Source organism: Streptomyces sp. NPDC005648, from assembly GCF_040605395.1.
GTDB lineage: Bacteria > Actinomycetota > Actinomycetes > Streptomycetales > Streptomycetaceae > Streptomyces.
Genome location: NZ_JBEXCS010000026.1, coordinates 75,658 through 96,022 on the forward strand (window position 1 = coordinate 75,658; position 20,365 = coordinate 96,022).

At 69.8% G+C, this 20,365-nt stretch carries 22 protein-coding genes and 1 pseudogene; 17 read left to right on the forward strand and 6 right to left on the reverse strand.

Annotated elements, in window-relative coordinates; all coding sequences use genetic code 11:
• Complete coding sequence (locus ABZT17_RS17600) at positions 1–1,599, reverse strand: ABC transporter substrate-binding protein (protein ID WP_356349654.1); 1,599 nt, start codon at positions 1,597–1,599, stop codon at positions 1–3.
• 218 nt (positions 1,600–1,817) lie between these two features.
• On the opposite strand from ABZT17_RS17600, the gene ABZT17_RS17605 reads away from it, so the two are divergent.
• The 3 genes and pseudogenes from ABZT17_RS17605 to ABZT17_RS17615 form a co-directional block, all read left to right on the forward strand.
• Positions 1,818–2,582 carry a FadR/GntR family transcriptional regulator gene (locus tag ABZT17_RS17605; RefSeq protein ID WP_356349702.1) on the forward strand — a complete coding sequence of 255 codons (765 nt, stop codon included), beginning with the start codon at positions 1,818–1,820 and terminating at the stop codon, positions 2,580–2,582.
• A gap of 86 nt (positions 2,583–2,668) precedes the next feature.
• A complete protein-coding gene (locus ABZT17_RS17610; protein ID WP_356349656.1) occupies positions 2,669–3,097 on the forward strand; it encodes a protein phosphatase in 429 nt (142 codons plus the stop codon).
• Between the two features lie 72 nt (positions 3,098–3,169).
• Positions 3,170–3,262: pseudogene (locus ABZT17_RS17615) on the forward strand (DNA-binding response regulator); the annotation flags it as partial.
• A 1-nt stretch (position 3,263) separates the two neighbouring features.
• On the opposite strand, the gene ABZT17_RS17620 reads toward ABZT17_RS17615, so the two are convergent.
• On the reverse strand, positions 3,264–3,731 hold the full coding sequence (locus ABZT17_RS17620; protein WP_356349658.1) for a GNAT family N-acetyltransferase: 468 nt from the start codon (positions 3,729–3,731) through the stop codon (positions 3,264–3,266).
• A 350-nt stretch (positions 3,732–4,081) separates the two neighbouring features.
• Here ABZT17_RS17620 and ABZT17_RS17625 point away from each other — a divergent pair, with 350 nt between their 5' ends.
• The 13 genes from ABZT17_RS17625 to ABZT17_RS17685 all read left to right on the forward strand — a co-directional run bounded on the left by ABZT17_RS17625 (position 4,082) and on the right by ABZT17_RS17685 (position 15,640).
• The gene (locus ABZT17_RS17625) at positions 4,082–4,846 is read left to right on the forward strand and encodes an SCO2525 family SAM-dependent methyltransferase (protein WP_356349661.1); all 765 of its coding nucleotides are present in this window, start codon (positions 4,082–4,084) and stop codon (positions 4,844–4,846) included.
• 65 nt (positions 4,847–4,911) lie between these two features.
• Complete coding sequence (locus tag ABZT17_RS17630) at positions 4,912–6,762, forward strand: SCO2524 family protein (RefSeq protein ID WP_356349664.1); 1,851 nt, start codon at positions 4,912–4,914, stop codon at positions 6,760–6,762.
• A gap of 4 nt (positions 6,763–6,766) precedes the next feature.
• Positions 6,767–7,684 (forward strand): SCO2523 family variant P-loop protein, encoded by a 918-nt coding sequence (locus ABZT17_RS17635; protein WP_356349666.1) that lies wholly within the window; start codon positions 6,767–6,769, stop codon positions 7,682–7,684.
• Positions 7,681–8,667 carry an SCO2522 family protein gene (locus tag ABZT17_RS17640; protein ID WP_356349668.1) on the forward strand — a complete coding sequence of 329 codons (987 nt, stop codon included), beginning with the start codon at positions 7,681–7,683 and terminating at the stop codon, positions 8,665–8,667. The genes ABZT17_RS17635 and ABZT17_RS17640 overlap by 4 nt, the downstream gene beginning before the upstream one ends.
• A 1-nt stretch (position 8,668) precedes the next feature.
• The gene (locus ABZT17_RS17645; RefSeq protein WP_356349671.1) at positions 8,669–9,640 is read left to right on the forward strand and encodes an SCO2521 family protein; all 972 of its coding nucleotides are present in this window, start codon (positions 8,669–8,671) and stop codon (positions 9,638–9,640) included.
• Positions 9,641–9,676: 36 nt separating this feature from the next.
• Complete coding sequence (locus ABZT17_RS17650; RefSeq protein WP_356349673.1) at positions 9,677–10,705, forward strand: DUF6879 family protein; 1,029 nt, start codon at positions 9,677–9,679, stop codon at positions 10,703–10,705.
• Between the two features lie 242 nt (positions 10,706–10,947).
• Positions 10,948–11,172, forward strand: a complete 225-nt coding sequence (locus tag ABZT17_RS17655; RefSeq protein ID WP_356349676.1) for a hypothetical protein — start codon at positions 10,948–10,950, stop codon at positions 11,170–11,172.
• A gap of 27 nt (positions 11,173–11,199) precedes the next feature.
• Positions 11,200–11,844 carry a DUF1266 domain-containing protein gene (locus tag ABZT17_RS17660; RefSeq protein ID WP_356349678.1) on the forward strand — a complete coding sequence of 215 codons (645 nt, stop codon included), beginning with the start codon at positions 11,200–11,202 and terminating at the stop codon, positions 11,842–11,844.
• A 26-nt stretch (positions 11,845–11,870) separates the two neighbouring features.
• Positions 11,871–12,002 (forward strand): hypothetical protein, encoded by a 132-nt coding sequence (locus tag ABZT17_RS17665; RefSeq protein WP_356349704.1) that lies wholly within the window; start codon positions 11,871–11,873, stop codon positions 12,000–12,002.
• Positions 11,999–12,748, forward strand: coding sequence for a DNA repair protein RecO (gene recO / locus ABZT17_RS17670; RefSeq protein ID WP_356349680.1), 750 nt, complete (start codon positions 11,999–12,001; stop codon positions 12,746–12,748). The genes ABZT17_RS17665 and recO overlap by 4 nt, the downstream gene beginning before the upstream one ends.
• A gap of 72 nt (positions 12,749–12,820) precedes the next feature.
• A complete protein-coding gene (locus tag ABZT17_RS17675) occupies positions 12,821–13,660 on the forward strand; it encodes an isoprenyl transferase (protein WP_356349682.1) in 840 nt (279 codons plus the stop codon).
• A gap of 51 nt (positions 13,661–13,711) precedes the next feature.
• The gene (locus ABZT17_RS17680; protein ID WP_356349686.1) at positions 13,712–15,064 is read left to right on the forward strand and encodes a histidine-type phosphatase; all 1,353 of its coding nucleotides are present in this window, start codon (positions 13,712–13,714) and stop codon (positions 15,062–15,064) included.
• A gap of 39 nt (positions 15,065–15,103) precedes the next feature.
• Positions 15,104–15,640: a YcxB family protein gene (locus ABZT17_RS17685; protein ID WP_356349688.1), complete on the forward strand. Its 537-nt coding sequence runs from the start codon at positions 15,104–15,106 to the stop codon at positions 15,638–15,640.
• 3 nt (positions 15,641–15,643) lie between these two features.
• Here ABZT17_RS17685 and ABZT17_RS17690 read toward each other — a convergent pair whose 3' ends face one another.
• From ABZT17_RS17690 to ABZT17_RS17705, 4 genes are read right to left on the reverse strand one after another with little or no spacing between them, the layout of a single operon-like run.
• Positions 15,644–16,060, reverse strand: coding sequence for a transcriptional repressor (locus ABZT17_RS17690; RefSeq protein ID WP_356349690.1), 417 nt, complete (start codon positions 16,058–16,060; stop codon positions 15,644–15,646).
• Positions 16,061–16,119: 59 nt separating this feature from the next.
• The gene (locus ABZT17_RS17695) at positions 16,120–17,022 is read right to left on the reverse strand and encodes a metal ABC transporter permease (RefSeq protein ID WP_356349692.1); all 903 of its coding nucleotides are present in this window, start codon (positions 17,020–17,022) and stop codon (positions 16,120–16,122) included.
• Positions 17,023–17,032: 10 nt separating this feature from the next.
• Positions 17,033–17,794, reverse strand: coding sequence for a metal ABC transporter ATP-binding protein (locus tag ABZT17_RS17700; RefSeq protein WP_356349694.1), 762 nt, complete (start codon positions 17,792–17,794; stop codon positions 17,033–17,035).
• Between the two features lie 11 nt (positions 17,795–17,805).
• Positions 17,806–18,765, reverse strand: a complete 960-nt coding sequence (locus tag ABZT17_RS17705; RefSeq protein ID WP_356349696.1) for a metal ABC transporter substrate-binding protein — start codon at positions 18,763–18,765, stop codon at positions 17,806–17,808.
• Between the two features lie 138 nt (positions 18,766–18,903).
• Here ABZT17_RS17705 and ABZT17_RS17710 point away from each other — a divergent pair, with 138 nt between their 5' ends.
• Complete coding sequence (locus tag ABZT17_RS17710; protein ID WP_356349698.1) at positions 18,904–20,286, forward strand: glycine--tRNA ligase; 1,383 nt, start codon at positions 18,904–18,906, stop codon at positions 20,284–20,286.
• Positions 20,287–20,365 lie beyond the last annotated feature (79 nt).

Here is a 20,365-nt window from a genome sequence, read left to right on the forward strand (position 1 = left end):
TCAGGCCCATTTCGCCTGGAGGAGGTTGATGCCCGGGTACGGCTGTGCCCTTATCCCGGTCAGCTTCCGCGGGTCCCAGGCGGTCATCAGCTCGCTGTGCACGACCGGGTAGAGGACGGCCTGCTCCGCGACGACGTCGATGTAGTCCTGGATCATCGCCTTCTTCCGCGCCGGGTCCGACTCCCGGGTCGCCCGGTCCATGTCCTTGAAGAGCTGCCTGGCGACGGAGTCGTCGGCCCAACGGGTGTAGCCCATCCAGAGGTTGGCGGGGCCGTAGTTGTAGTGCATGATCAGGTCGGCGTCGAGGCCGAACTGGTTGGGGTTCGAGGCGGCGGCCACGACCTGGTAGTCCTGCTTCTGGTCCATCTTGGTGAAGACGGCGGTCGTCTCCTGCGGGGAGAGCGTCGTGCGCACCCCGATCGCGTCCCAGGACGCCTTGATCGTCGGCAGGCAGTCGACGATCCAACTCACGTTGACCGCCAGGACGTTGACCTTCAGACCGGTGACCCCGGCGGCCTTCAGCAGCGCCTTCGCCTTCTCGGGGTCGTGGTCGTAGACGGTCTTCGCGCGCCGGTAGGACGGGTTGCCCTCGTTGAGGAACGACGACGACGGCCTGCCGTGGCCCTTCAGCGCCACCTCCACCATCTTGGGCGTGTCGATGGCGTAGTGCAGCGCCTGCCGCACCCGTACGTCGTCGAAGGGCTTGTGCCGGGTGTTGAACATCAGGAACAGGTTGTTCATCCCGGCCCCGCCGGCCACCGTCAGCCCTCCGCTCCTGAGCTGCCGGATGTTGGCGTACGGGATGTTGTCGGAGATCTGCGCGCCCGCGCTGGAGCCGGAGATCCGGGCGACGCGCGGGGCCGCGTCGACGATCGTCAGCCAGTTCATCCTCCTGAAGGCCGGCGGGCGCGGTCCGTTGTAGTCGTCGAAGGCGGCGAAGGTGGTGTTGGACTTGGGGTGGTGCGCGGTCTGCCGGTACGGCCCCGAGCCGACCGCGAGCCCCGCCACGGCCTTGTCCCAGGCACCGGGCGCGGAGAAGACGTGCCGGGGCATGATCTTGGCCAGGGTGAGCCGCGAAAGCCCTTCCGGGAAGGGGAACTTGAGCACCAGCTCGACGGTGTGCGCATCGACCTTCCGGACCTCCTTCAGCCAGCTCGCGAAGAAGCCCTTGGCGAGGGTCTGGGTCCCGGGGTCGAGGATGCGGTCGAAGACGAAGACCACGTCGTCGGCGGTGACCGGCTTCCCGTCGTGGAACCTGGCGCCGGCCCGCAGGGTGAACCGCCAGGTCGTCGCGCCCGCGTCCGTCGGCAACGAGGTCGCGAGGGCCGCGTAGGGCTCGCGGGAGATCGGGTCGGTGTCGAGGAGACCCTCGTAGATGTGGTTGTTGGCGGCCATGCAGAAGGCGGACGCGGTCTGCGTGGGGTCCCACGAGCCGTCGTTGCCGTAGCCGATGACCGCGGTCAGCGTGCGGTCCCTGCCGCCTCCGCCGCCGGTGTCGTTGGTGGACTGGGGCCCCGAAGAGCAGGCCGAGAGCGACGCGGAGACGGCGGCGGCCGCGCCCAGCGCGCCGGTGTGCTTCAGGAAGGTCCGGCGGTGCACGGTTCCTCCAACGGTGAGGAGATACGACCAACGGCTCAGGAGATACGACGTCCTACGTCCAGTCGTCAGGCGCGACCCTAGGAGGGGCGTGGAGGGCGGTCAAGACAGCGCACACGAATGGCGTAGCCGCCAGAGGTCGCACCAATGGCGCCGCCGAATGGCGGGAGTTGGCCCACGTCAGACCAGACATGGGACGTGGGATGTCCGGGGCGCGTACGATGCGGCGCATGCCCGCGGAGCCGAGGAACACGGAGACCGGGAACAGCCGGATCCGGCGCGAGGTCATGCAGCTCATCCTCGACCGGCGGCTCGCCCCGGGCGCCCCGCTGCCCACCGAGGCCGAGCTGATGGAGGACCTCGGCGTCAGCCGCAACTCCGTGCGCGAGGCCCTCAAGGCGCTCCAGGCCCTCGACATCGTGGAGATCAGACACGGCTACGGCACCTACGTCGGCCAGGCCTCCCTCACCCCGCTCGTCGACGGCCTGACCTTCCGCACCCTCGCCCGGCACGACGACGACACCGCGGCGCTCGCCGAGATCCTCCAGGTGCGGGAGGTGCTGGAGGAGGGGCTGATCCGGCGGGTCGCCGCGGCTCTCACGGAGGCGGAGCTGGACCGGCTCGAAGCGGTGGTGGACCGTATGGAGGAGGCGGGGCGTGCCGGGCTGCCCTTCCCCGAACTCGACCGCGAGTTCCACGAGTTGCTCTACGCCCCGCTCGGCAACGCCCTTGTGCCGCAGCTGCTGGGCGCCTTCTGGACGGTGTTCCGGCGGGTCACCGGCGCCCGCGGACGGCCCGACGACCCGCCGCCCGGGCTCACGGTCCGCCGCCACCGCGCCATCGTCGCCGCCCTGCGCTCCCATGACGTCGAGGGCGCCCAGCACGCTATGGCGATCCACTTCCACGGCATTGAGCACCGGACGGCCCGGGACGGCTCCCGGCGCGTGACGTCCGCCGACTCGACCCGGCGGAGGCCGAGGACGTGATGCGATGGACGGGGGCGCCGTCCGACCGGGCGCTCCGGGAGGCGGACCGAGCGGCGGACCGAATCGGACCGGACAGGGGAGCGGACGTGGGCGAGTTGTGGGACGAGCGGGATGCGGGCGTGCTGCGACTGCCCTCGGGGCGCCTGGTGCGGGGCCGGGGTCTGCGGCACCCCCTCGACCCCACGGCGCCCACACCCTCGTACGCCCTCTATCTCCTCGGCCGGCAACCCCCGCCCGTCGACTGGGAGTTCATCTGGGTCCGCTGGCCCGACTTCCGGCTTCCCGTCGATCGTCCGGCCGCCCGTGCCGCCCTGACCGAGGCCTGGGAGCGGGCCGCGGGCGAGCGGGTCGAGGTCGCCTGCGGCGGCGGGCGGGGGCGGACCGGGACGGCGCTGGCGTGTATCGCGGTACTGGACGGCGTACCGGCCGGGGAGGCGGTGGAGTTCGTACGACGGCACTACGACCGCCGCGCGGTGGAGACGCCGTGGCAGAAGGGGTACGTACGGCGCTTCTAGACCATCCCTTGGTCGCGGGTCCGTGGACCATCGGCGGACGGCGCGGCGGCGGCCCGCCCGGCAGGGTGCGGGACCTGCCTGACCCGCCTCCTGACCAAGCTGGACGCGCGCGACCGGGTCCAGCTGGTGATCACGGCCTGTGAGGCGGGTCCGGTGTCTCCCTGACTCACAACCCCAGTGTCATGACCAGACGGTCCTCCCCGGGCCCCAGATAGTCCTTGCGGACACCCGCCTCGACCTCGAAACCCAGTGACCGGTACAGCGAGATCGCCGCCGCGTTCGTCGGTTCCACGGTCAGATGGACCCGGTGGACGCCCTCGGCGCGCACCCGGCGCAGCGCCTCGACCATCAGCCGCCGGCCGAGGCCGAGTCCGCGCAGGTCGGGGGTGACGGCGAGGCTCATGCCCCAGCACACGTACCGGTCCGAGGTGGTGACGAAGAGGACGTAACCGTGCAGGTTCTCGCCGTCGTCGAGGACGAGGAAGCGGTCGCCGTGGACGTCGTAGAGCTGCCGCAGTACGAAGTAGGGGTACGGCTCCTCGGGGAAGGTCTCGCGGTCGATGCGGTGGAGTTCGGGCAGATCGGCCTCGGCGACGCCCCTCACCGTCAGTGGGCGGTCGGTGGGGCCGACCATGGAAGGAAAACGTTTCTCTGGAAGAGCCGTCATACCGCCCCCTGCGGGCTGGGAGTCAAGGGCACGTTGACACCCGTACGGGTGGTACGGGCGAGACGCCTGATGTCTGCCTTTCTGGTGTGTTCGGCAGAGTTCCGACCATCTTGAGCCGGACAATCCGGCCGTTCAAGGCCGGATCAGGTCGCACGAATGCATTCGCCACGATGCGCCCCCAGTGCGCCCCGGTGGCCGTCCGTGCCCGGCGTAATTGCTTCGCAACATTGACCTGAGGGGGATCCGGAGGGCCTCCGGTGTTGGTACCGTAGGTAAATGACCTTGAGATCGTCGGGGGATGCGTCGGGGGTGTCCAGGTGAAGAATGCGGACGCGCCCTGGAGTTCATTCGACCCGATCGCCTACGTTGATCACAACTACCGCGTCTTACAGGCGGAGGACGCGGAGATCCTGAATATCGTCAGGGATCATTTCGGCGGTCATTTCCGGAATCGGGGCTTCGAGCCGGTTTACGGCATCGACGTCGGCGCCGGGGCGAATCTCTATCCCGCGCTCTCCATGATGCCGTGGTGCGACGAGATCACCCTCTTCGAGCACGCGTCGGCCAACGTGGAGTACCTCAGGAGCCAGGTCGACTCCTACGCCGACTACTGGGACAAGTTCTGGGACGCCCTGCGTGCGCACCAGGCGTACAACTCCCTTGATCTGGACCCCCGTGAGCGGTTCCGCAAGGTCGTCAAGGTCGAGCGGGGCAACATCTTCGAGCTGGCGGCCTTCGGCGGGCCGTGGTCGGTCGGGACCATGTTCTTCGTCGCCGAGTCGATGACCACCTCTCACCAGGAGTTCGACCTGGGCGTCGCGTGCTTCATGCGCGCGCTGGCCCCCGGCGCCCCCTTCGTCGCCGCCTTCATGGAGCATTCGCAGGGCTATCACGTCGGAGAGGAGTTCTTTCCGGCCTGTGACGTGGGAGAATCCGAGGTGCGCGCCAGCCTCGAACCATTCGTCGGCGACTTCAAGGTCGAGCGGCTCAAGTCCGCGGCAGGTGTGCGCGACGGCTATTCGGGAATGATCCTTGCCTACGGATGGCGACAGAACCCGGACGCGGACATTCCGACCGCCTGAGTCTTCACAAAAGAAGAGGGACATTCCTCAAGTGACGGCAATGCGGCCTGTGTGAGGGGCATGGGATGCAGATCAAGCCACGCCAGCATCTGCTGGACATCTGGCAGGCCCTCGCCCGCCACTCCTTCAAGGGGGAGCAGTGGGACTGGGGCGAGTGGGGAGGCAAGAGCAGCGTCGCCGACGCCGAGCGGCTGCTCTGTCTGCTGTACCCGGCCACGGAGATCCCGGCGTTCCGGCTGGACGACCCGGACACCACCCAGGGGGACGTCCAGCAGGCGCTGCGGAAGGCGGGCGGGCGGCTCGACCTCCCGGCCAACCTCGTCAAGGCCGCGTCGGAGTTCATGACCACCCACACCGGTGACGACAAGAGGCCCACCTTCGCCGGGGGTTACTACTTCGGCTCCGCCGACAAGGCCGAGGACCCCACCGAGGAACAGCGCCAGCTCGGCGTGGTCGACTCGTTCTCCATGTCGATCACGTTATGCCTGGCCACACTGGGCTTCCTCAAGGTCTACGAGACCAGGACCAGACGCACCGACATCCAGGAGACCATCGCCGAGCTGCGCACGGCCACCAGCAACCGGCTCACCGCCGCCATGGTGAGCCTGCTGCGCTCCTTCACCGTCAACGCCTTCGACACCGACTCCCCGCAGGGCCGCAACCTGTGTGAACTCCTCGGCCAGGGGCGCCTGTCGCAGCGTCAGGTGCTGACCAAGTTCCAGAACCGCTTCCGCGCCCTGCGCGCCGCGATCGTCGAGAGCGTGTCCCTCGGTATCGACGTCCAGGTCGGACTCAGGGACGAGAACCAGCTCTTCGAGTGCGGCTGGGCGTGGAGCCTGGTGAAGGACGCCCCCGAGGTCGTCACCGACGAGCCCGTCGGACCGCAGCCCGAGGGCGTCGCCGACGCGGTGCCGTACCTCTACTTCACGGTGGTCGCCCTCGACGGCATCCAGGACCTGTTCTCCGACCGCACCCTGACCCTGGGCCTGCTCAACATCGAGCAGCAGAAGCTCGCCGAGGCGCTCCGGCTGCGCTGGGAGCTCACCCAGCAGTACTGGTCCCGCATCGCCCGCTTCGATCCCGACCGCTGGCCCCTGGAGGACATTCCCTGGCGTACGACGGGACAGCAGCTGGAGTCCGAGTACTTCTCCCTCTCCGTCGCCGCCATCCTCGTCCACGACCTGATGCGCCGCAGGGCCACCGACGACGACCTGGCCCGCACCGTCACCGTCATGGAGCGCCTCGCCGAACGCGGCCGTATCACCAGCCGGATGACACGCGACGACCGCACGGTCTACGAACTGCACAACGCGGGCGTCAAACTGCCGTTGCAGGGCAGCGAGCGGATCGGCCCGCCGCTGACCTGGTCCCTGCACGACTTCTCGGCGCAGCTGCTCAAGCGGACCGTCCAACTGCGCGCGCTCTCCCGCAACCTGGAGTCGCACGACCGGCTGCTCAGCCTCGCCGAGGACGTCTTCGACCACATGTGGCGCCGCCGCATCCGGGAGGGCGAGGGCACCGGGCTGTGGGACTACGTCCACGCCGCCTACCCCGAGGCGGAGATCGTCCCCCGCCGCGTCCCGGTGTCGTGGAACATCACCGAGCGGGTCGCCGAGGTGATGGTCCAGGTCCACCAGATGTACAAGCAGCCACCGGTCCGCAGCCTCGAACTCAGCGAACTGGCAGGGGCGTTGCTCAGCGAGTCCGCCCACCTCCTGGGCAACGAACAGATGGAACCCGCCCCCACCGACGACGGCCGGCACGGCATGCAACTGCGCAACATCGAGGTCAAGTTGCGCCGAGCCCGCAGCCTCCTGGACCAACAGCCGGGCACGTCCTACGCGTTGGCACTGGACGTACTGGGACAGCTCGACGCGCTCACCCGGGCCCGTGAAGCCGCGGCCCAGGGACGGTGACCCGGTGCTGATCTTCGCCGCCTCCGACAAGGGGGGCACGGGCCGCTCCGTCACCAGCGCCAACCTGGCCTACCACCGGGCGCTGGCCGGGGACGACGTCTGCTACCTGGACTTCGACTTCGGCTCACCCACCGCGTCGGCCGTCTTCGACGTGGCCGACGCCTGCAAGGCGGTCGAGGACAGCGGTCTGCACTCCTATCTCACCGGACAGGTCGGCGAGCCGGAACGCATAGACGTCTGGGCCCGGACCGAGCACCAGGTGCTGCGCGACCCACCCCCCGGCTGCGGCCGCCTCGTGCTGCTGCCCGGTGACGTCAGCGGCGGCGAGTTCGCCACCACCGGCGAACACGTACGGCTCTGCGTCGACCTGCTGCTCAAGCTCTCCTACGAGTTCGAGCTGGTCGTCGTCGACCTCAGCGCCGGCCGCTCCTACGCCGTCGACATGGTCCTGGAGGCCACCGCGCAGCCCGAGATGAGCGAGGTCACGGCCCGCTGGCTGGTCTTCCACCGCTGGACCCGCCAGCATGTGGCGGCCGCGGCGAGCCTGGTCTTCGGCGACCGCGGCATCGTCGCCGCCGGCATCGCCCGCGGCCATGACGAGGAGGCGCTGCGCGGCGCCATCCGCTTCGTGCGGGCCGCCGTACCCGATCCCGAGTCACCGCTGTGGTCGCAGGTCTCGCCCACCCAGTCGGCGTGGCTGCGCAAGGCCGACGACGACCTCAAGCAGCTGGCCTCCAACGCCGGCATCGGCTACAGCCAGGTCCTCGGCTCCATCCCCCTCGAACCGGTCCTGCAGTGGCGGGAGCAGCTCATCACCGACGAGGACGTGCTCGACAGCCAGATCGCCAACCGGGAGACCTGGGAGGCGCTGAACCGGCTCGCGTCCCGGCTCACCGACGACAAGAGCTGGGAGCCGGCGTGACCGAGGCCGTGTTCCGGGAGACCACCGCGGAGCCGCACACCAGGTCCGTGCAACTGTCCCATCTCTCACTGGAGTTGGGCCACCTCTACATGGAGGACTTCGAGGCGGGCCCCGAGCGGCTGCGCGAGCACTTCGCCGAGGTGCGGCTCTGGGTGGAGGCCGCCCGAGCCTCCGCGGCCCGGCGCGGGGGCGGCAAGCGGGCCAGGATCAGCACCTGCTTCCTGATCGACGACTACTTCACCCGCTTCTCCACCCCCGCCGAACTCGTCCCGCTGGTGCTGAAGGAGGCCGAGAAGGCGGGTCTGGTCATCGACTACCTGGCCCGTGAGTCGGGCTGCGCGGCCGCCGACCGGATCGAGATCGCCGAGTCCGTCATGCACCGCCTGGTGGAGTCGCCGCCGCCGGGCAGCGACGGCTCCCGGCCGCCCGTCGGCCAGACCGGCTGGCTCGCCAACGGCCGGCGCACGCCCGCCGCGGGCCGCGCCGCCCTGGGCGAGGTCAAGGGCTGGCAGCCGCCACAGGAGACCGCGGCGCGCAACCACTCCGTCTTCATGGACGTGGAGCTCTTCTCCGAGCAGGACGGACGGCGGCTGTGGTCCTGCCCGTTCCTGGCCGCCGTATGGCAGCTGGCCCGGCTCGGACTCCTGCGGCACCTCGGTGAGCCGGTGCTGACCCCGCAGCCCTGGAACGGCGAGGACTTCCCGCACGACTGGGACCGGCTGCCGCCCCTGCTCCAACTCACCCCGCAGGCCGCCGCCTTCAGCGCCTACCGCACCTGCACGCTGATGCCCAACCGCTTCCTGGCCGTCGAGGACGCCGTACGGCTCATCCTCGACCAGGTCCAGGTCGACGCCGGGGCACTGGCGCAGGTCGCCGAGCGCTCGGCCCGCGAGGGGCTCGCCGTCCCGGAGGCCGTGGCCCAGCGCGCCACCTACGTCTTCTACGAGGAGCCGGTCAACCCGCCCCGGGCCGAGGGGATCTGACATGGCGACGGCGCTCGGACCCGCCATCCGCCCGGTCCTCGCCTGTGGTGAGGTGCGGACCTGTCTGCTGCCGTCCTTCCAGGCCCTGGACGGCCGGGCCGCCGCCCAGCTGCTCAGACTGCGCGCCGACGAACAGGTGCGGGTCTCCGAACGGCCCAATCTGTACGCCCTGTCCCCCGAGACCCTGACCGGAGTGGACTGCCGACTGCCCACCTCCAACGGCGCCAAGGTCCGCGCCGTCGGCACGGTGGCCGCCCGCGCGGCGCTCACCGAGGGCCGGCTGCTGCAGTCCACCGCCTACTTCAGCGCGCCGGCCGCGGGCCCCGACCTGCGCCGCCCCTGGGGGCACTATCTGGTCCGTCCCGGGGTGGTCGAGCCCTTCGGCAAGCTGCCCGAACAGCCCACCGCGGACGGCGTGTTGCGCGGGCCGGGCCGGGACGAGCTCGACCTCGGGGCGATCGCCGAGTCCCTGCTGACGCGGCTGCTGCGCCATCCGCTGCTGGACCGCAAGGTCCCCTTCAAGTCCCGCCGCACCCAGCTGCGTTGGGTCGCCCACCGGATCCCGGAGGGCGAACGGGCGGAGTTGACGCGGTTCACGCTGGCCGAGGACGGGCTGCGGACCGTGCGGCTGCGGCTGCCGGCGGACACACCGGTCGCCGCGGCGGCGGGCCTGTGCGAGGACCTCGCGCTCCACGACTGGCTTTTGACGACGGTGGTGCACATGCTGGACAGCAGTCGGCTCGCCGCGGCGGACGGGCCCGCCGCCGTCCTGGCACTGCGCCCGGCCGTCGACCATCTGCTGCACCTGTGGCTGCCGCACGCGCGGGTGGACCGCTCGCTGGTCCACCTGTGGGAAGAGCTGGAGCGGGAACCGGGATTCAGCCGCCAGTGGCGGAACCTGGTCCAGCGCATCCGGGACCAACTGGCCGTCCAGGCCATACCACTGCTGCACCAGGCGCTGAGCACGAGCTGAGGGCGGCACCAACCACACACCTGACGGGGGAGTCGGATGAGCGGAGCGTCGTTAGGCACCGGGGACAACCACGCGGTCGTGCCCCGGCAGGGCATACCCAAGCTGTTCTGGAAGATCCTCATCACCGCGTCGGCGGCGGGCGGCGCCTTCCTGCTGACCATCCTGTTGAACGGCGACAACAACGACATCTGGCAGTGGGTCGCGTCGATCGTCCTCGGCAGCGCCACGCTGATCGTGCAGTACCTCGTCGACTTCGGGGAGCGCCTGGAGGTCGTCGAGGAGAGCCAGCGCCGGCACATCGACGACATGAAGCAGAGCCTCGCCAACCACCACGCGGAGATGCGTGCGGCGGTCGACCAGAGCTTCGCCAAGATCAACGAGGCGACGGAGCTGTTCAGCAAGGTGGACGGCTCCGTGCTGCGCTCCGAGGAGGTGACCCGGCTGGTCAAGGCGTACACCCAGGTCGGCGACGAGGCGCCGGGCATCGTCAAGAGCTTCGCCGAGGCGGAGCTGAAGCGCCTCGCGGAGCTGATGGAGGAACTCATCAGCGGCCGGGCGGACTCCGGCTTCGAGAACCACGAGTGGCTGATCGATCTCGCCCTGTGCGTCAAGAAGACGCTCTACGCCACCAGTACGACCGTCGACCGGGACTTCTGGTCCAGCGAGCCGGCGAAGCGGTATCTGACCGCCCAGGAGAAGGCCATCAGGACCCGGGGCGTGGAGATCCGGCGGCTGTTCCTCGTGGACGAGCCGGAACAGGTCACCGACGCCCTCAGACAGCTCTGCGAGCGACAGGTCAGGCAGGGCATCGACGCCCGGATCGGCGTCCTGTCACAGCTGGACCCGGGCGCCACGGTGACGGACTTCATCGTCTTCGACGGGGAGCTGTGCTACGAGACCCGGCCGGACAATCATGTCAGGCCGGAGATGACGATGCTGCGGATGAAACCCGAACACGTCGAGGACCGCGTCAGCCAGTTCAGCGAACTATGGGCGGCGACAGAACCGGAACCCGAACCGGAGGCCGGGATCGCACGCCGCCGGTTGCGCCGGGTGGCCGAGTAGCGGTAATCCACACCCTGCTCTTACCGCTCGAAAATACCGTCGGTTTACAGGAATCCGTGGACCCCTCCTGACCTGCGCCGTACTCACAGAGCACAGACTCCTGCCGAGTGTAGGGGCCGTACGTCACCATGTTCCGGAAAAGCGTGAAACCCAAAAAGAAAGGGGAGCACGCTTGAGGTGCAATAGGCGTACCGCCACTCGGAATTGTGCGCTGTTTTTGTTACGGTCGTAAAGGAGGGGAAATGAAGTCCCCGGAACCCCCTGTCGGAACTCATGTCGTGGACCTCCGCACCGGAAAGGTCGGCATCGTCATGGGCCACGAGGGACCGTACGTCCAACTGAGACCGTACGGCGGCGGCAGGGAGTGGGACGTGGAGCCCGGCGCGGTGCGGGGCGCCACCCAGGCGGAGCGGCTCAGCGCGGCGACGGCGTACGCCAACGCCCGCAGCAGGGGTGAAGTCCCTTGACGCGGGACGTGGGTAGGGTGCGGGCCCATGGGTCTGTGGAGCATACGGAGACGGGCGAGGCCGAGGCGGAAGCCGCTCGCCACCGAGCGCTACCCCGTGCCGCTCACCGCGCACCAGCTGTGGATGGTCTCCCTGAGCGCGCCGGTCAGCCGTGACCGCGACGCCTCCCGCACCACCCTCTACCCCTTCACCCGCCTCGACGACGAGCGCGCGCGGAGCTGGCTGGCCGAACAGTGGGAGATCACCTCGCGTGCGGGGCTGACCCGCCGGCTCGACGAACTCGCCGACAGCGGCTACCGCGCCCGCGCCCAGCGGCTGACCGGCGTCGCGCCGCTCGCCTGGGACGCCGCCCTCTACGTCGACCTCGCGCGGCGCGGGTTCGCGTGCGGGCTGATCGGCGAGGCCGACGCGTGGACCGCGCTGAAGAACATCGTGCCGGCGGTCGTGGGGACGTACGCCTCCTGGCAGGAGTACGCCGACCACTACCTGCTGGGGAGGAAGGTCTGGCGGGACGGGCTGGCGGGGACCCGGGGCGACGGCCAGGACGATCTGCCCGCCCCGCAGCAGACCGCCGACGCCCACCTCCGCGCCCTCCTGGACCCCACCGACCGCTCCAGCCCCTGGAACCTCGCCCCCTGGGACACCATCAGCCACCCCGACCGCACCCGCTGACCCCGCCGGTACGGGAGAATGACCCCATGAGCCTGTTCCGCGACGACGGCATCGTGCTGCGCACCCAGAAGCTCGGGGAGGCGGACCGCATCATGCTGTGCTCGCTCGGGGGGCACCCCCCGGACCCCCGGCCGAAACCCCGTGGGGGCATGCGATGAGTCTCTTCAGGGATGACGGCATCGTGCTGCGCACCCAGAAGCTCGGGGAGGCCGACCGCATCATCACGTTGCTCACCCGGGGGCATGGGCGGGTGCGGGCCGTGGCGCGCGGGGTGCGGCGGACCAAGTCGAAGTTCGGGGCGCGGCTGGAGCCGTTCTCCCATGTCGACGTGCAGTTCTTCGCCAAGGGGAGCGAGCTGGTCGGGCGCGGGCTGCCGCTGTGCACCCAGAGCGAGACCATCGCGCCGTACGGTGGCGGGATCGTGACGGACTACGGGCGCTACACCGCCGGCACCGCCATGCTGGAGACCGCCGAACGCTTCACGGACCATGAGGGCGAGCCCGCGGTGCAGCAGTATCTGCTGCTCGTGGGGGCGCTGCGGACCCTGGCCCGCGGTGAGCACGCTCCTCATCTGGTCCTCGACGCCTTCCTCCTCCGCTCCCTCGCCGTCAACGGCTACGCCCCGACCTTCAGCGACTGCGCCAAGTGCGGCATGCCCGGCCCGAACCGTTTCTTCTCCGTCGCCTCCGGCGGCTCGGTCTGCGTGGACTGCCGGGTGCCCGGCAGCGTCGTACCGTCTCCGCAGACCCTGGAACTCCTCGCCGCGCTTCTTACGGGAGACTGGGAGACCGCGGACGCGTGCGAGCCGCGGCATGTCCGGGAGGGGAGCGGGCTGGTCTCCGCCTACCTGCACTGGCACATGGAACGCGGGCTGCGCTCGCTGCGGTACGTGGAGAAGTCGTAGAGCCGGGGGAACCGCGAACAGCGGGACCGCGGGAACAGCAGGAACAGAGCAGGAAGAGGAGACGAGGAGCACATGGCCGTACGCGGGATCCTGGGGCGCCAGCGCCGTGAGTACAGGACGCCGGAGCCGCATCCGTCGGGGGCGCGTGCGCCGAAGCTGCCCGGCGAGCTGATCCCCAAGCATGTGGCGATCGTCATGGACGGCAACGGCCGCTGGGCGAAGCAGCGCGGCCTGCCGCGGACGGAGGGGCACAAGGTCGGCGCCGAGCGGGTGCTCGACGTGCTGCAGGGCGGCGTGGAGATGGGCGTGGGCGCGATCTCCCTCTACGCCTTCTCCACCGAGAACTGGAAGCGGTCGCCGGACGAGGTGCGCTTCCTGATGAACTTCAACCGCGACTTCATCCGCAAGACCCGAGACACCCTCGACGAACTGGGCATCCGGGTGCGCTGGGTGGGCCGTATGCCCAAGCTGTGGCGGTCCGTGGCCAAGGAGCTCCAGGTCGCCCAGGAGCAGACCAAGGACAACGACAGGCTCACCCTGTACTTCTGCATGAACTACGGCGGCCGGGCCGAGATCGCCGACGCCGCGAAGGCCCTCGCCGAGGACGTGAAGGCCGGCCGGCTCGACCCGGGGAAGGTCAACGAGAAGACCTTCGCCAAGTACCTGTACTACCCGGACATGCCGGACGTCGACCTGTTCCTGCGCCCCAGCGGGGAGCAGCGCACCTCCAACTACCTGCTCTGGCAGAGCGCTTACGCCGAGATGGTCTTCCAGGACGTGCTGTGGCCGGACTTCGACCGCCGTGACCTGTGGCGGGCCTGCGTCGAGTTCGCCTCCCGCGACCGGCGGTTCGGCGGGGCGATCCCGAACGAGGAGCTGCTGGCGATGGAGGGCAAGTCCGAGGACGCCTGACCGCCACCTCGTATCCCTCCGGGGTTCACGAAGATCGCCGACGATCCGGCCATGAAGCGTGTCACCCCCGCCCTGGCGGCCCTGTGCGCCCTGCTGGTCACGGCCCTGCCCGCGCAGGCCGCCGGCCAGCGGGCCGCCGACCCGCAGGTCGCACACCGCGACAGCTACGGCACCAAGGCGCCTTACGCCCCCGAGCAGAACCCCCGCACCTACCAGCAGGCGCCCGCCGGCTTCACCCCCGTCTTCACGGAGAACGTCTCCCGGCACGGCTCCCGTTCCGCCACCGACAGCGAGGACGGGGACCTCGTCCTCGCGCTCTGGGACAAGGCGCGGGCCGCGGGCCGACTCACGCGCAGGGGCGAGGAGTTCGGGCCGAAGGTGCGGGCCCTCCAGGCCGCCATGGCACGGGTCGGCTACGGCGATCTCAGCGGGCGCGGCCGGCAGGAGATGCGGGACACCGCCCGGCGCCTGGCCGAGCGGCTGCCCTCCCTGTTCCGGCGGATCGCCGCCGAGGGCGAGAAGATCGACGTCGTCTCCTCCGGCCAGGGCCGTGCCATCGACAGCGGCAACGAGTTCACGGGCGCCCTCGCCGACGCCGACCCGGACCTGAAGCCGCTGATCGGCCCGATCCGCACCGACAAGGACCTGCTGTACTTCCACAAGGCGGCGGGCGGGGCGGCGTACCGGGACTACATCGCGAACGACCAGCGGCTGGCGAGCACCCTTCGGTCGCTCACCGACCAGCCGAAGACCCATGAGGCGGCCCGCAGCGTGCTGCGCCGGCTGTTCGAGGCCGACTTCGTGGCGGGGCTCACCGACGCCGACCAGGTGGCCGCCGCACAGGCCGTCTACAACCTGTACGCCATCGCGCCCGCGATGGTCGAGGAGAGCCCGGACGGGGCCGGCTGGGGCATGGAGCGGTACCTCTCGCGCTCCGACGCCGCCTGGTTCGGCTACCTCTCCGACGTCGAGGACTTCTACGAGAAGGGGCCCGGCTTCTCCGACAGCGACATCACGTACAAGATGGCCGGTGTCCTGCTCGACGACTTCTTCCGCCAGGTCGAGGCGGAGAAGGCCGGCACCAGCACCCTGGGGGCCGAACTCCGCTTCACCCACGCCGAGGAGATCATCCCGCTGGCGGCGCTGATGCGGCTGCCGGGCAGCACGAAGGCGGCGACGCCGGGGCAGCCGTACACCTACCGCGACAACCCGTGGCGCGGGGCGGACGTGGCACCCCTGGGCGCCAACATCCAGTGGGACGTCTTCCGCAAGGGCGACCGCTACCTGGTCCGCATGCTCTACAACGAGCGGGAGACGGCCTTCAGGCCGGGCTGCACCCCCATCGCGAAGGGCAGCAGGTTCTACGACCTCACCGAACTGGAGCGCTGCTTCGGCCGTAACTGACGCGCGGCCGGCCGAAACGCGACGCTACGATCCCGTCTCATGGTCATGGACATGGGGCGGGACGCCGATCAGGGCGTGGTCGAGTTGGTGTACGAGCCGGTCGTGGGGGACTTCACCGCGGCGCTGCGGGAACGCAATCGGGTGCGGCGGCGGGGGTGGCTCCGGAACGGGGCCATCGGTGTCGTGGCCTTCGCGGTGGTGCTGAACACCACGCTCTCGGTCACGGGGAGGGAGAAGCCGGACTGGTTCCTGCTGATCTGGATGCCCCTGCTCGCGGTGCTGCTGTTTCTCATGCCCCGGCTCCAGGCCCGCGCCTTCCTCAAGCTCGCCGTCCGCAACGGCACCTATCGCGCGAGCGTGACGGACGACGGGCTGGTCATGACCACCGACAACAGCACGACATCGGTCAAGTGGGCGGCGCAGCCCCGCTATCGGGAGACCAAGGACACGTTCGTCACCTACAGCGACGACAAGAGCGCCAGCTGCTTCACCGTGCTTCCCAAGCGCGGCCTGAGGAGCCCGGCGGACGCGGACCGGCTGCGGGAGATCCTCGACCGCAACCTGACCCGCGCCTGAGCGTCAGCTCCCTGCCGACGCGCAGTCCGCGCAGGTGCCGAAGATCTCCACGGTGTGGGCCACGTTGACGTAGCCGTGTTCGGCGGAGATGGCCTCCGCCCATTTCTCCACCGCCGGGCCCTCGACCTCGACCGCCTTGCCGCACACCCGGCAGACCAGGTGGTGGTGGTGTTCGCCGGTGGAGCAGCGGCGGTAGACCGACTCGCCGTCGGAGGTGCGCAGGACGTCGACCTCGCCGGCGTCGGCGAGGGACTGGAGGGTGCGGTAGACCGTGGTGAGGCCGACCGAGTCGCCCTTGTGCTTGAGCATGTCGTGGAGCTCCTGCGCGCTGCGGAACTCGTCGACCTCGTCGAGGCATGCCGCGACGGCGGCACGCTGCCGGGTGGAACGGCCCTTCACGGGCGGTCCAGCGGTCGTCACCGGTTGCCTCCTCAGCTCTGCGTCTGCCCGGCCATTGTGCCAGTCCGGCCTGTGCGCGGTCAGACGCCGACCTTCCCGTCGGGCTCCCGAGCGGCCGGAACCGCGCACTCGGCGGGGTCCCCGGCGGGTCGCGCCGCCGCCGCCGCGCGGGCCCGGCGGCGCGAGAGCGGGGCCGCCAGCGCGGTCAGGAGGAGGAAGGCCGCGATGGTCAGGAGCACGATCGTCGCGCCGGGCGGCACGTCCTGGTAGTACGAGGTGACCGTGCCCCCGATGGTCACCGACACCCCGATCGCCACCGCGATCGCGAAGGTCGCCGCGAAGCTGCGGCTGAGCTGCTGCGCCGCCGCCACCGGGACCACCATCAGCGCGCTGACCAGCAGCAGGCCCACCACCCGCATCGCGACCGTCACCGTCACCGCGGCCGTGACGGCGGTGAGGAGGTTCAGGACTCGCACGGGCAGGCCCGTGACCCGCGCGAACTCCTCGTCCTGGCTCACCGCGAAGAGCTGGCGGCGCAGCCCGAGGGTGACCAGGACCACGAAGGCCGCCAGCAGGCAGATCGCCGTCACGTCCGACTCCGACACCGTCGACAGTGAGCCGAAGAGGTACGAGGTCAGATTGGCGTTGGAGCCGCCGGGCGCGAGGTTGATGAACATCACGCCGCCGGCCATACCGCCGTAGAAGAGCATCGCGAGGGCGATGTCGCCGCGGGTGCGGCCGTACCAGCGGATCAGCTCCATGAGGACCGCGCCGAGGACGGAGGTCAGGGTCGCCATCCAGACCGGGGACGCGGAGAGCAGGAAGCCGAGCCCGACGCCCGTCATCGCCACATGGCCGATTCCGTCACCCATCAGGGCCTGGCGGCGCTGCACGAGGTAGATGCCGATCGCCGGGGCCGTGACGCCGACGAGGACGGCGGCGAGCAGGGCCCGCTGCATGAAGGCATAGTCGAGGAAATCCATGACGGGTCCTTCAGCTCAGCAGTCCTGTGCGCACGGGCGTGGGCTCGTGGGGATGTACGTGGTCGTGGCCCGGGAGGGCGTGCTGGCCGACGGCGCGCGGGGGCGGCCCGTCGTGCAGGACACAGCCGTCGCGCAGCACGACCGCACGGTCGATCAGCGGCTCCAGCGGGCCGAGTTCATGCAGGACCAGCAACACCGAGACCCCCTGTGCCACCTGCTCCCGCAGCGTCCGTGCCAGCACCTCCTGGCTGGCCAGGTCCACGCCCGCCATCGGTTCGTCCATGATCAGCAGCTCGGGCTCGGCGGTGAGGGCGCGAGCGATCAGGACGCGCTGGTGCTGGCCGCCGGAGAGGGCGTCCACCGAGTCCTTGGCCCGGTCCGCCATGTCGACCAGCTCCAGGGCCCGGCGCACGGCCGCGTGGTCGGCCTTGCGCAGCACCCCGAAGCGGGCCCGGGAGAGGCGGCCGGAGGAGACGATCTCGGTGACCGTGGCCGGGACGCCCCCGGCGGCCGTCGTGCGCTGCGGTACATAGCCCACCCGCGCCCAGTCCCGGAACCGCCGGCGCGGGGTGCCGAACAGCTCGATCTCCCCGGCGCTGAGCGGTACTTGGCCGATGATCGACCGGATGGCGGTGGACTTGCCGGAGCCGTTCGCGCCGAGCAGCGCGACGACCTCACCGCGTGCCACGGTGAGGTCGACACCGCGCAGGACGGGGCGCGAGCCCAGCTCCGCGCGGACGCCGCGCAGGGATATGACAGGCTCGCCGTTCATCTCGTCTCCCGTCACTTGGCGCCCAGCGCCTTCCGCAGCGCCTCGAGGTTGGCCTCCTGGACCGAGAAGTAGTCCTTGCCGCGGGACTTGGCGGTGATGCCCTCGATCGGGTCGAGGACGTCCGTCGTCAGTCCGGCGTCGGAGGCGATGGTCTTCGCGGTCTTGTCGCTGACGAGCGTCTCGTAGAACACGGTGGTGACGCCGTCGGCCCTGGCCATGCTCTCAAGTGCCCTGACCCGGGCGGCACTCGGCTCCGACTCGGGGTCGAGGCCGTTGATGGCCTCCTCGGTGAGGCCGTAGCGCTCGGCGAGGTAGCCGAAGGCGGCGTGGGTGGTGATGAAGACCTTGGTCCGTGTGTGCGCGAGCCCGTTCTCGAACCGGGTGTTCAGCTCGTCCAGCTCCTTGACCAGGGCCGCGGTGTTCTTCTTGTAGTCGGCCGCGTTCTTCGGGTCGGCCTTCTCGAAGGCGGCGCCCACTCCCTCGGCGACCTGGGCGTAGCGCACCGGGTCCAGCCAGATGTGGGGGTCGAGCCCGGCCGGCTCCTCGTTCTCGGAGCTGTCGTGGGAGGCCGCGTGGCCGCCGACCTCGTTGCCGTGCTTCTCCAGCGAGGTGAGGGCGGCGGCGTCGATCTTGGTCTTGATCCCGGACTGGGCCACCGCGTCGTCGACGGAGGGCTGGAGGTTCTTGAGGTAGAGCACCGCGTCGGACTCCTGGAGCATCGCGGTCTGCTTGGCGCTGATCTCCAGGTCGTGCGGCTCCTGGCCGGGCTGGGTCAGGCTGGTGACGTGGACATGGGAGCCGCCGATCCGGTCGGCGAGGAAGGCCATCGGGTAGAACGACGCGACGACGTCGAACTTGCCGGTGCCGGCCGCGGCGGCGCTCTCACCGGAGCAGGCGGAGAGGGTGGTCAGACCGAGGGCCGTGACCGCGGCGGTGGCGACCGCGGGTATGAGGCGTCGTCGTACGTTCATGACAGTCATTTTCAACAAAAGTGGAAACGGTTGTCAACAAGGGGTCGATTTGATTGGGGGCCAGCCCCCGCCGGTACCCTGGAGCATTCGCTGGAAGCAACTCGCTTCGTCGCCCGTCGTCGTAATGAAGAGAGCACCGTGGCCGCCGACAAGATCGACACCATCGTCAGCCTGAGCAAGCGCCGTGGCTTCGTATTTCCCTGCAGTGAGATCTACGGCGGCCAGCGCGCCGCCTGGGACTACGGGCCGCTGGGTGTCGAGTTCAAGGAGAACATCAAGCGCCAGTGGTGGCGCTACATGGTGACGTCGCGCGAGGACGTGGTCGGCATCGACTCGTCCGTGATCCTGGCCCCCGAGGTCTGGGTCGCCTCCGGTCACGTCGCCACCTTCACGGACCCGCTGACCGAGTGCACCTCCTGTCACAAGCGGTTCCGCGCGGACCACCTGGAGGAGGCCTACGAGGCCAAGCACAAGCGCCTCCCGGAGAACGGGCTGGCGGACGTGAACTGCCCCAACTGCGGCAACAAGGGCCAGTTCACCGAGCCCAAGCAGTTCTCGGGCCTGCTCTCCACCCACCTCGGCCCGACGCAGGACTCCGGCTCCGTCGCCTACCTGCGCCCCGAGACCGCCCAGGGCATCTTCACCAACTTCGCCCAGGTGCAGACCACTTCGCGCCGCAAGCCGCCGTTCGGCATCGCGCAGATGGGCAAGTCCTTCCGCAACGAGATCACCCCCGGCAACTTCATCTTCCGCACCCGCGAGTTCGAGCAGATGGAGATGGAGTTCTTCGTCAAGCCGGGCGAGGACGAGAAGTGGCAGGAGTACTGGATGGAGCAGCGCTGGAGCTGGTACACCGGCCTCGGCCTGCGCGAGGAGAACATGCGGTGGTACGAGCACCCGAAGGAGAAGCTCTCCCACTACTCCAAGCGCACCGCTGACATCGAGTACCGCTTCCAGTTCGGCGGCAACGAGTGGGGCGAGCTGGAGGGCGTCGCCAACCGCACCGACTACGACCTGAACGCCCACGGCAAGGCCTCCGGCCAGGACCTCTCCTACTTCGACCAGGAGGCCGGGGAGCGCTGGACGCCGTACGTCATCGAGCCCGCGGCCGGTGTCGGCCGTACGCTGCTGGCCTTCCTGCTCGACGCCTACGTCGAGGACGAGGCGCCGAACGCCAAGGGCAAGATGGAGAAGCGGACCGTGCTGCGCCTCGACCACCGTCTGGCGCCGGTCAAGGTCGCCGTGCTCCCGCTCTCCCGCAACCCGGAGCTCTCGCCCAAGGCCAAGGGCCTCGCCCAGGCGCTGCGCCAGAACTGGAACATCGAGTTCGACGACGCCGGTGCCATCGGCCGTCGCTACCGGCGCCAGGACGAGATCGGGACGCCGTACTGCGTGACGGTCGACTTCGACACGCTGGACGACAACGCGGTGACGGTGCGCGAGCGGGACTCCATGAAGCAGGAGCGGGTGTCGCTGGACCAGATCGAGGGGTACCTGGCGGGCCGCCTGCTGGGCTGCTGAACGACCTCGTCGAACGCCGGGCGGGCCGAGGAGACTTCTGCCCCTCGACCGAATCATGAGACATCGATTTCATTTGTAC

Bases quoted from the DNA above. Each gene is read 5' to 3' on its own strand.
- ABZT17_RS17605 (WP_356349702.1), top strand. From the start codon at position 1,818: ATGCGGCGCATGCCCGCGGAGCCGAGGAACACGGAGACCGGGAACAGC.
- ABZT17_RS17620 (WP_356349658.1), bottom strand. From the start codon at position 3,731: ATGGTCGGCCCCACCGACCGCCCACTGACGGTGAGGGGCGTCGCCGAG.
- ABZT17_RS17630 (WP_356349664.1), top strand. From the start codon at position 4,912: ATGCAGATCAAGCCACGCCAGCATCTGCTGGACATCTGGCAGGCCCTC.
- ABZT17_RS17645 (WP_356349671.1), top strand. From the start codon at position 8,669: ATGGCGACGGCGCTCGGACCCGCCATCCGCCCGGTCCTCGCCTGTGGT.
- ABZT17_RS17650 (WP_356349673.1), top strand. From the start codon at position 9,677: ATGAGCGGAGCGTCGTTAGGCACCGGGGACAACCACGCGGTCGTGCCC.
- ABZT17_RS17655 (WP_356349676.1), top strand. From the start codon at position 10,948: ATGAAGTCCCCGGAACCCCCTGTCGGAACTCATGTCGTGGACCTCCGC.
- ABZT17_RS17660 (WP_356349678.1), top strand. From the start codon at position 11,200: ATGGGTCTGTGGAGCATACGGAGACGGGCGAGGCCGAGGCGGAAGCCG.
- ABZT17_RS17665 (WP_356349704.1), top strand. From the start codon at position 11,871: ATGAGCCTGTTCCGCGACGACGGCATCGTGCTGCGCACCCAGAAGCTC.
- recO (WP_356349680.1), top strand. From the start codon at position 11,999: ATGAGTCTCTTCAGGGATGACGGCATCGTGCTGCGCACCCAGAAGCTC.
- ABZT17_RS17675 (WP_356349682.1), top strand. From the start codon at position 12,821: ATGGCCGTACGCGGGATCCTGGGGCGCCAGCGCCGTGAGTACAGGACG.
- ABZT17_RS17680 (WP_356349686.1), top strand. From the start codon at position 13,712: ATGAAGCGTGTCACCCCCGCCCTGGCGGCCCTGTGCGCCCTGCTGGTC.
- ABZT17_RS17685 (WP_356349688.1), top strand. From the start codon at position 15,104: ATGGTCATGGACATGGGGCGGGACGCCGATCAGGGCGTGGTCGAGTTG.
- ABZT17_RS17695 (WP_356349692.1), bottom strand. From the start codon at position 17,022: ATGGATTTCCTCGACTATGCCTTCATGCAGCGGGCCCTGCTCGCCGCC.
- ABZT17_RS17700 (WP_356349694.1), bottom strand. From the start codon at position 17,794: ATGAACGGCGAGCCTGTCATATCCCTGCGCGGCGTCCGCGCGGAGCTG.
- ABZT17_RS17705 (WP_356349696.1), bottom strand. From the start codon at position 18,765: ATGAACGTACGACGACGCCTCATACCCGCGGTCGCCACCGCCGCGGTC.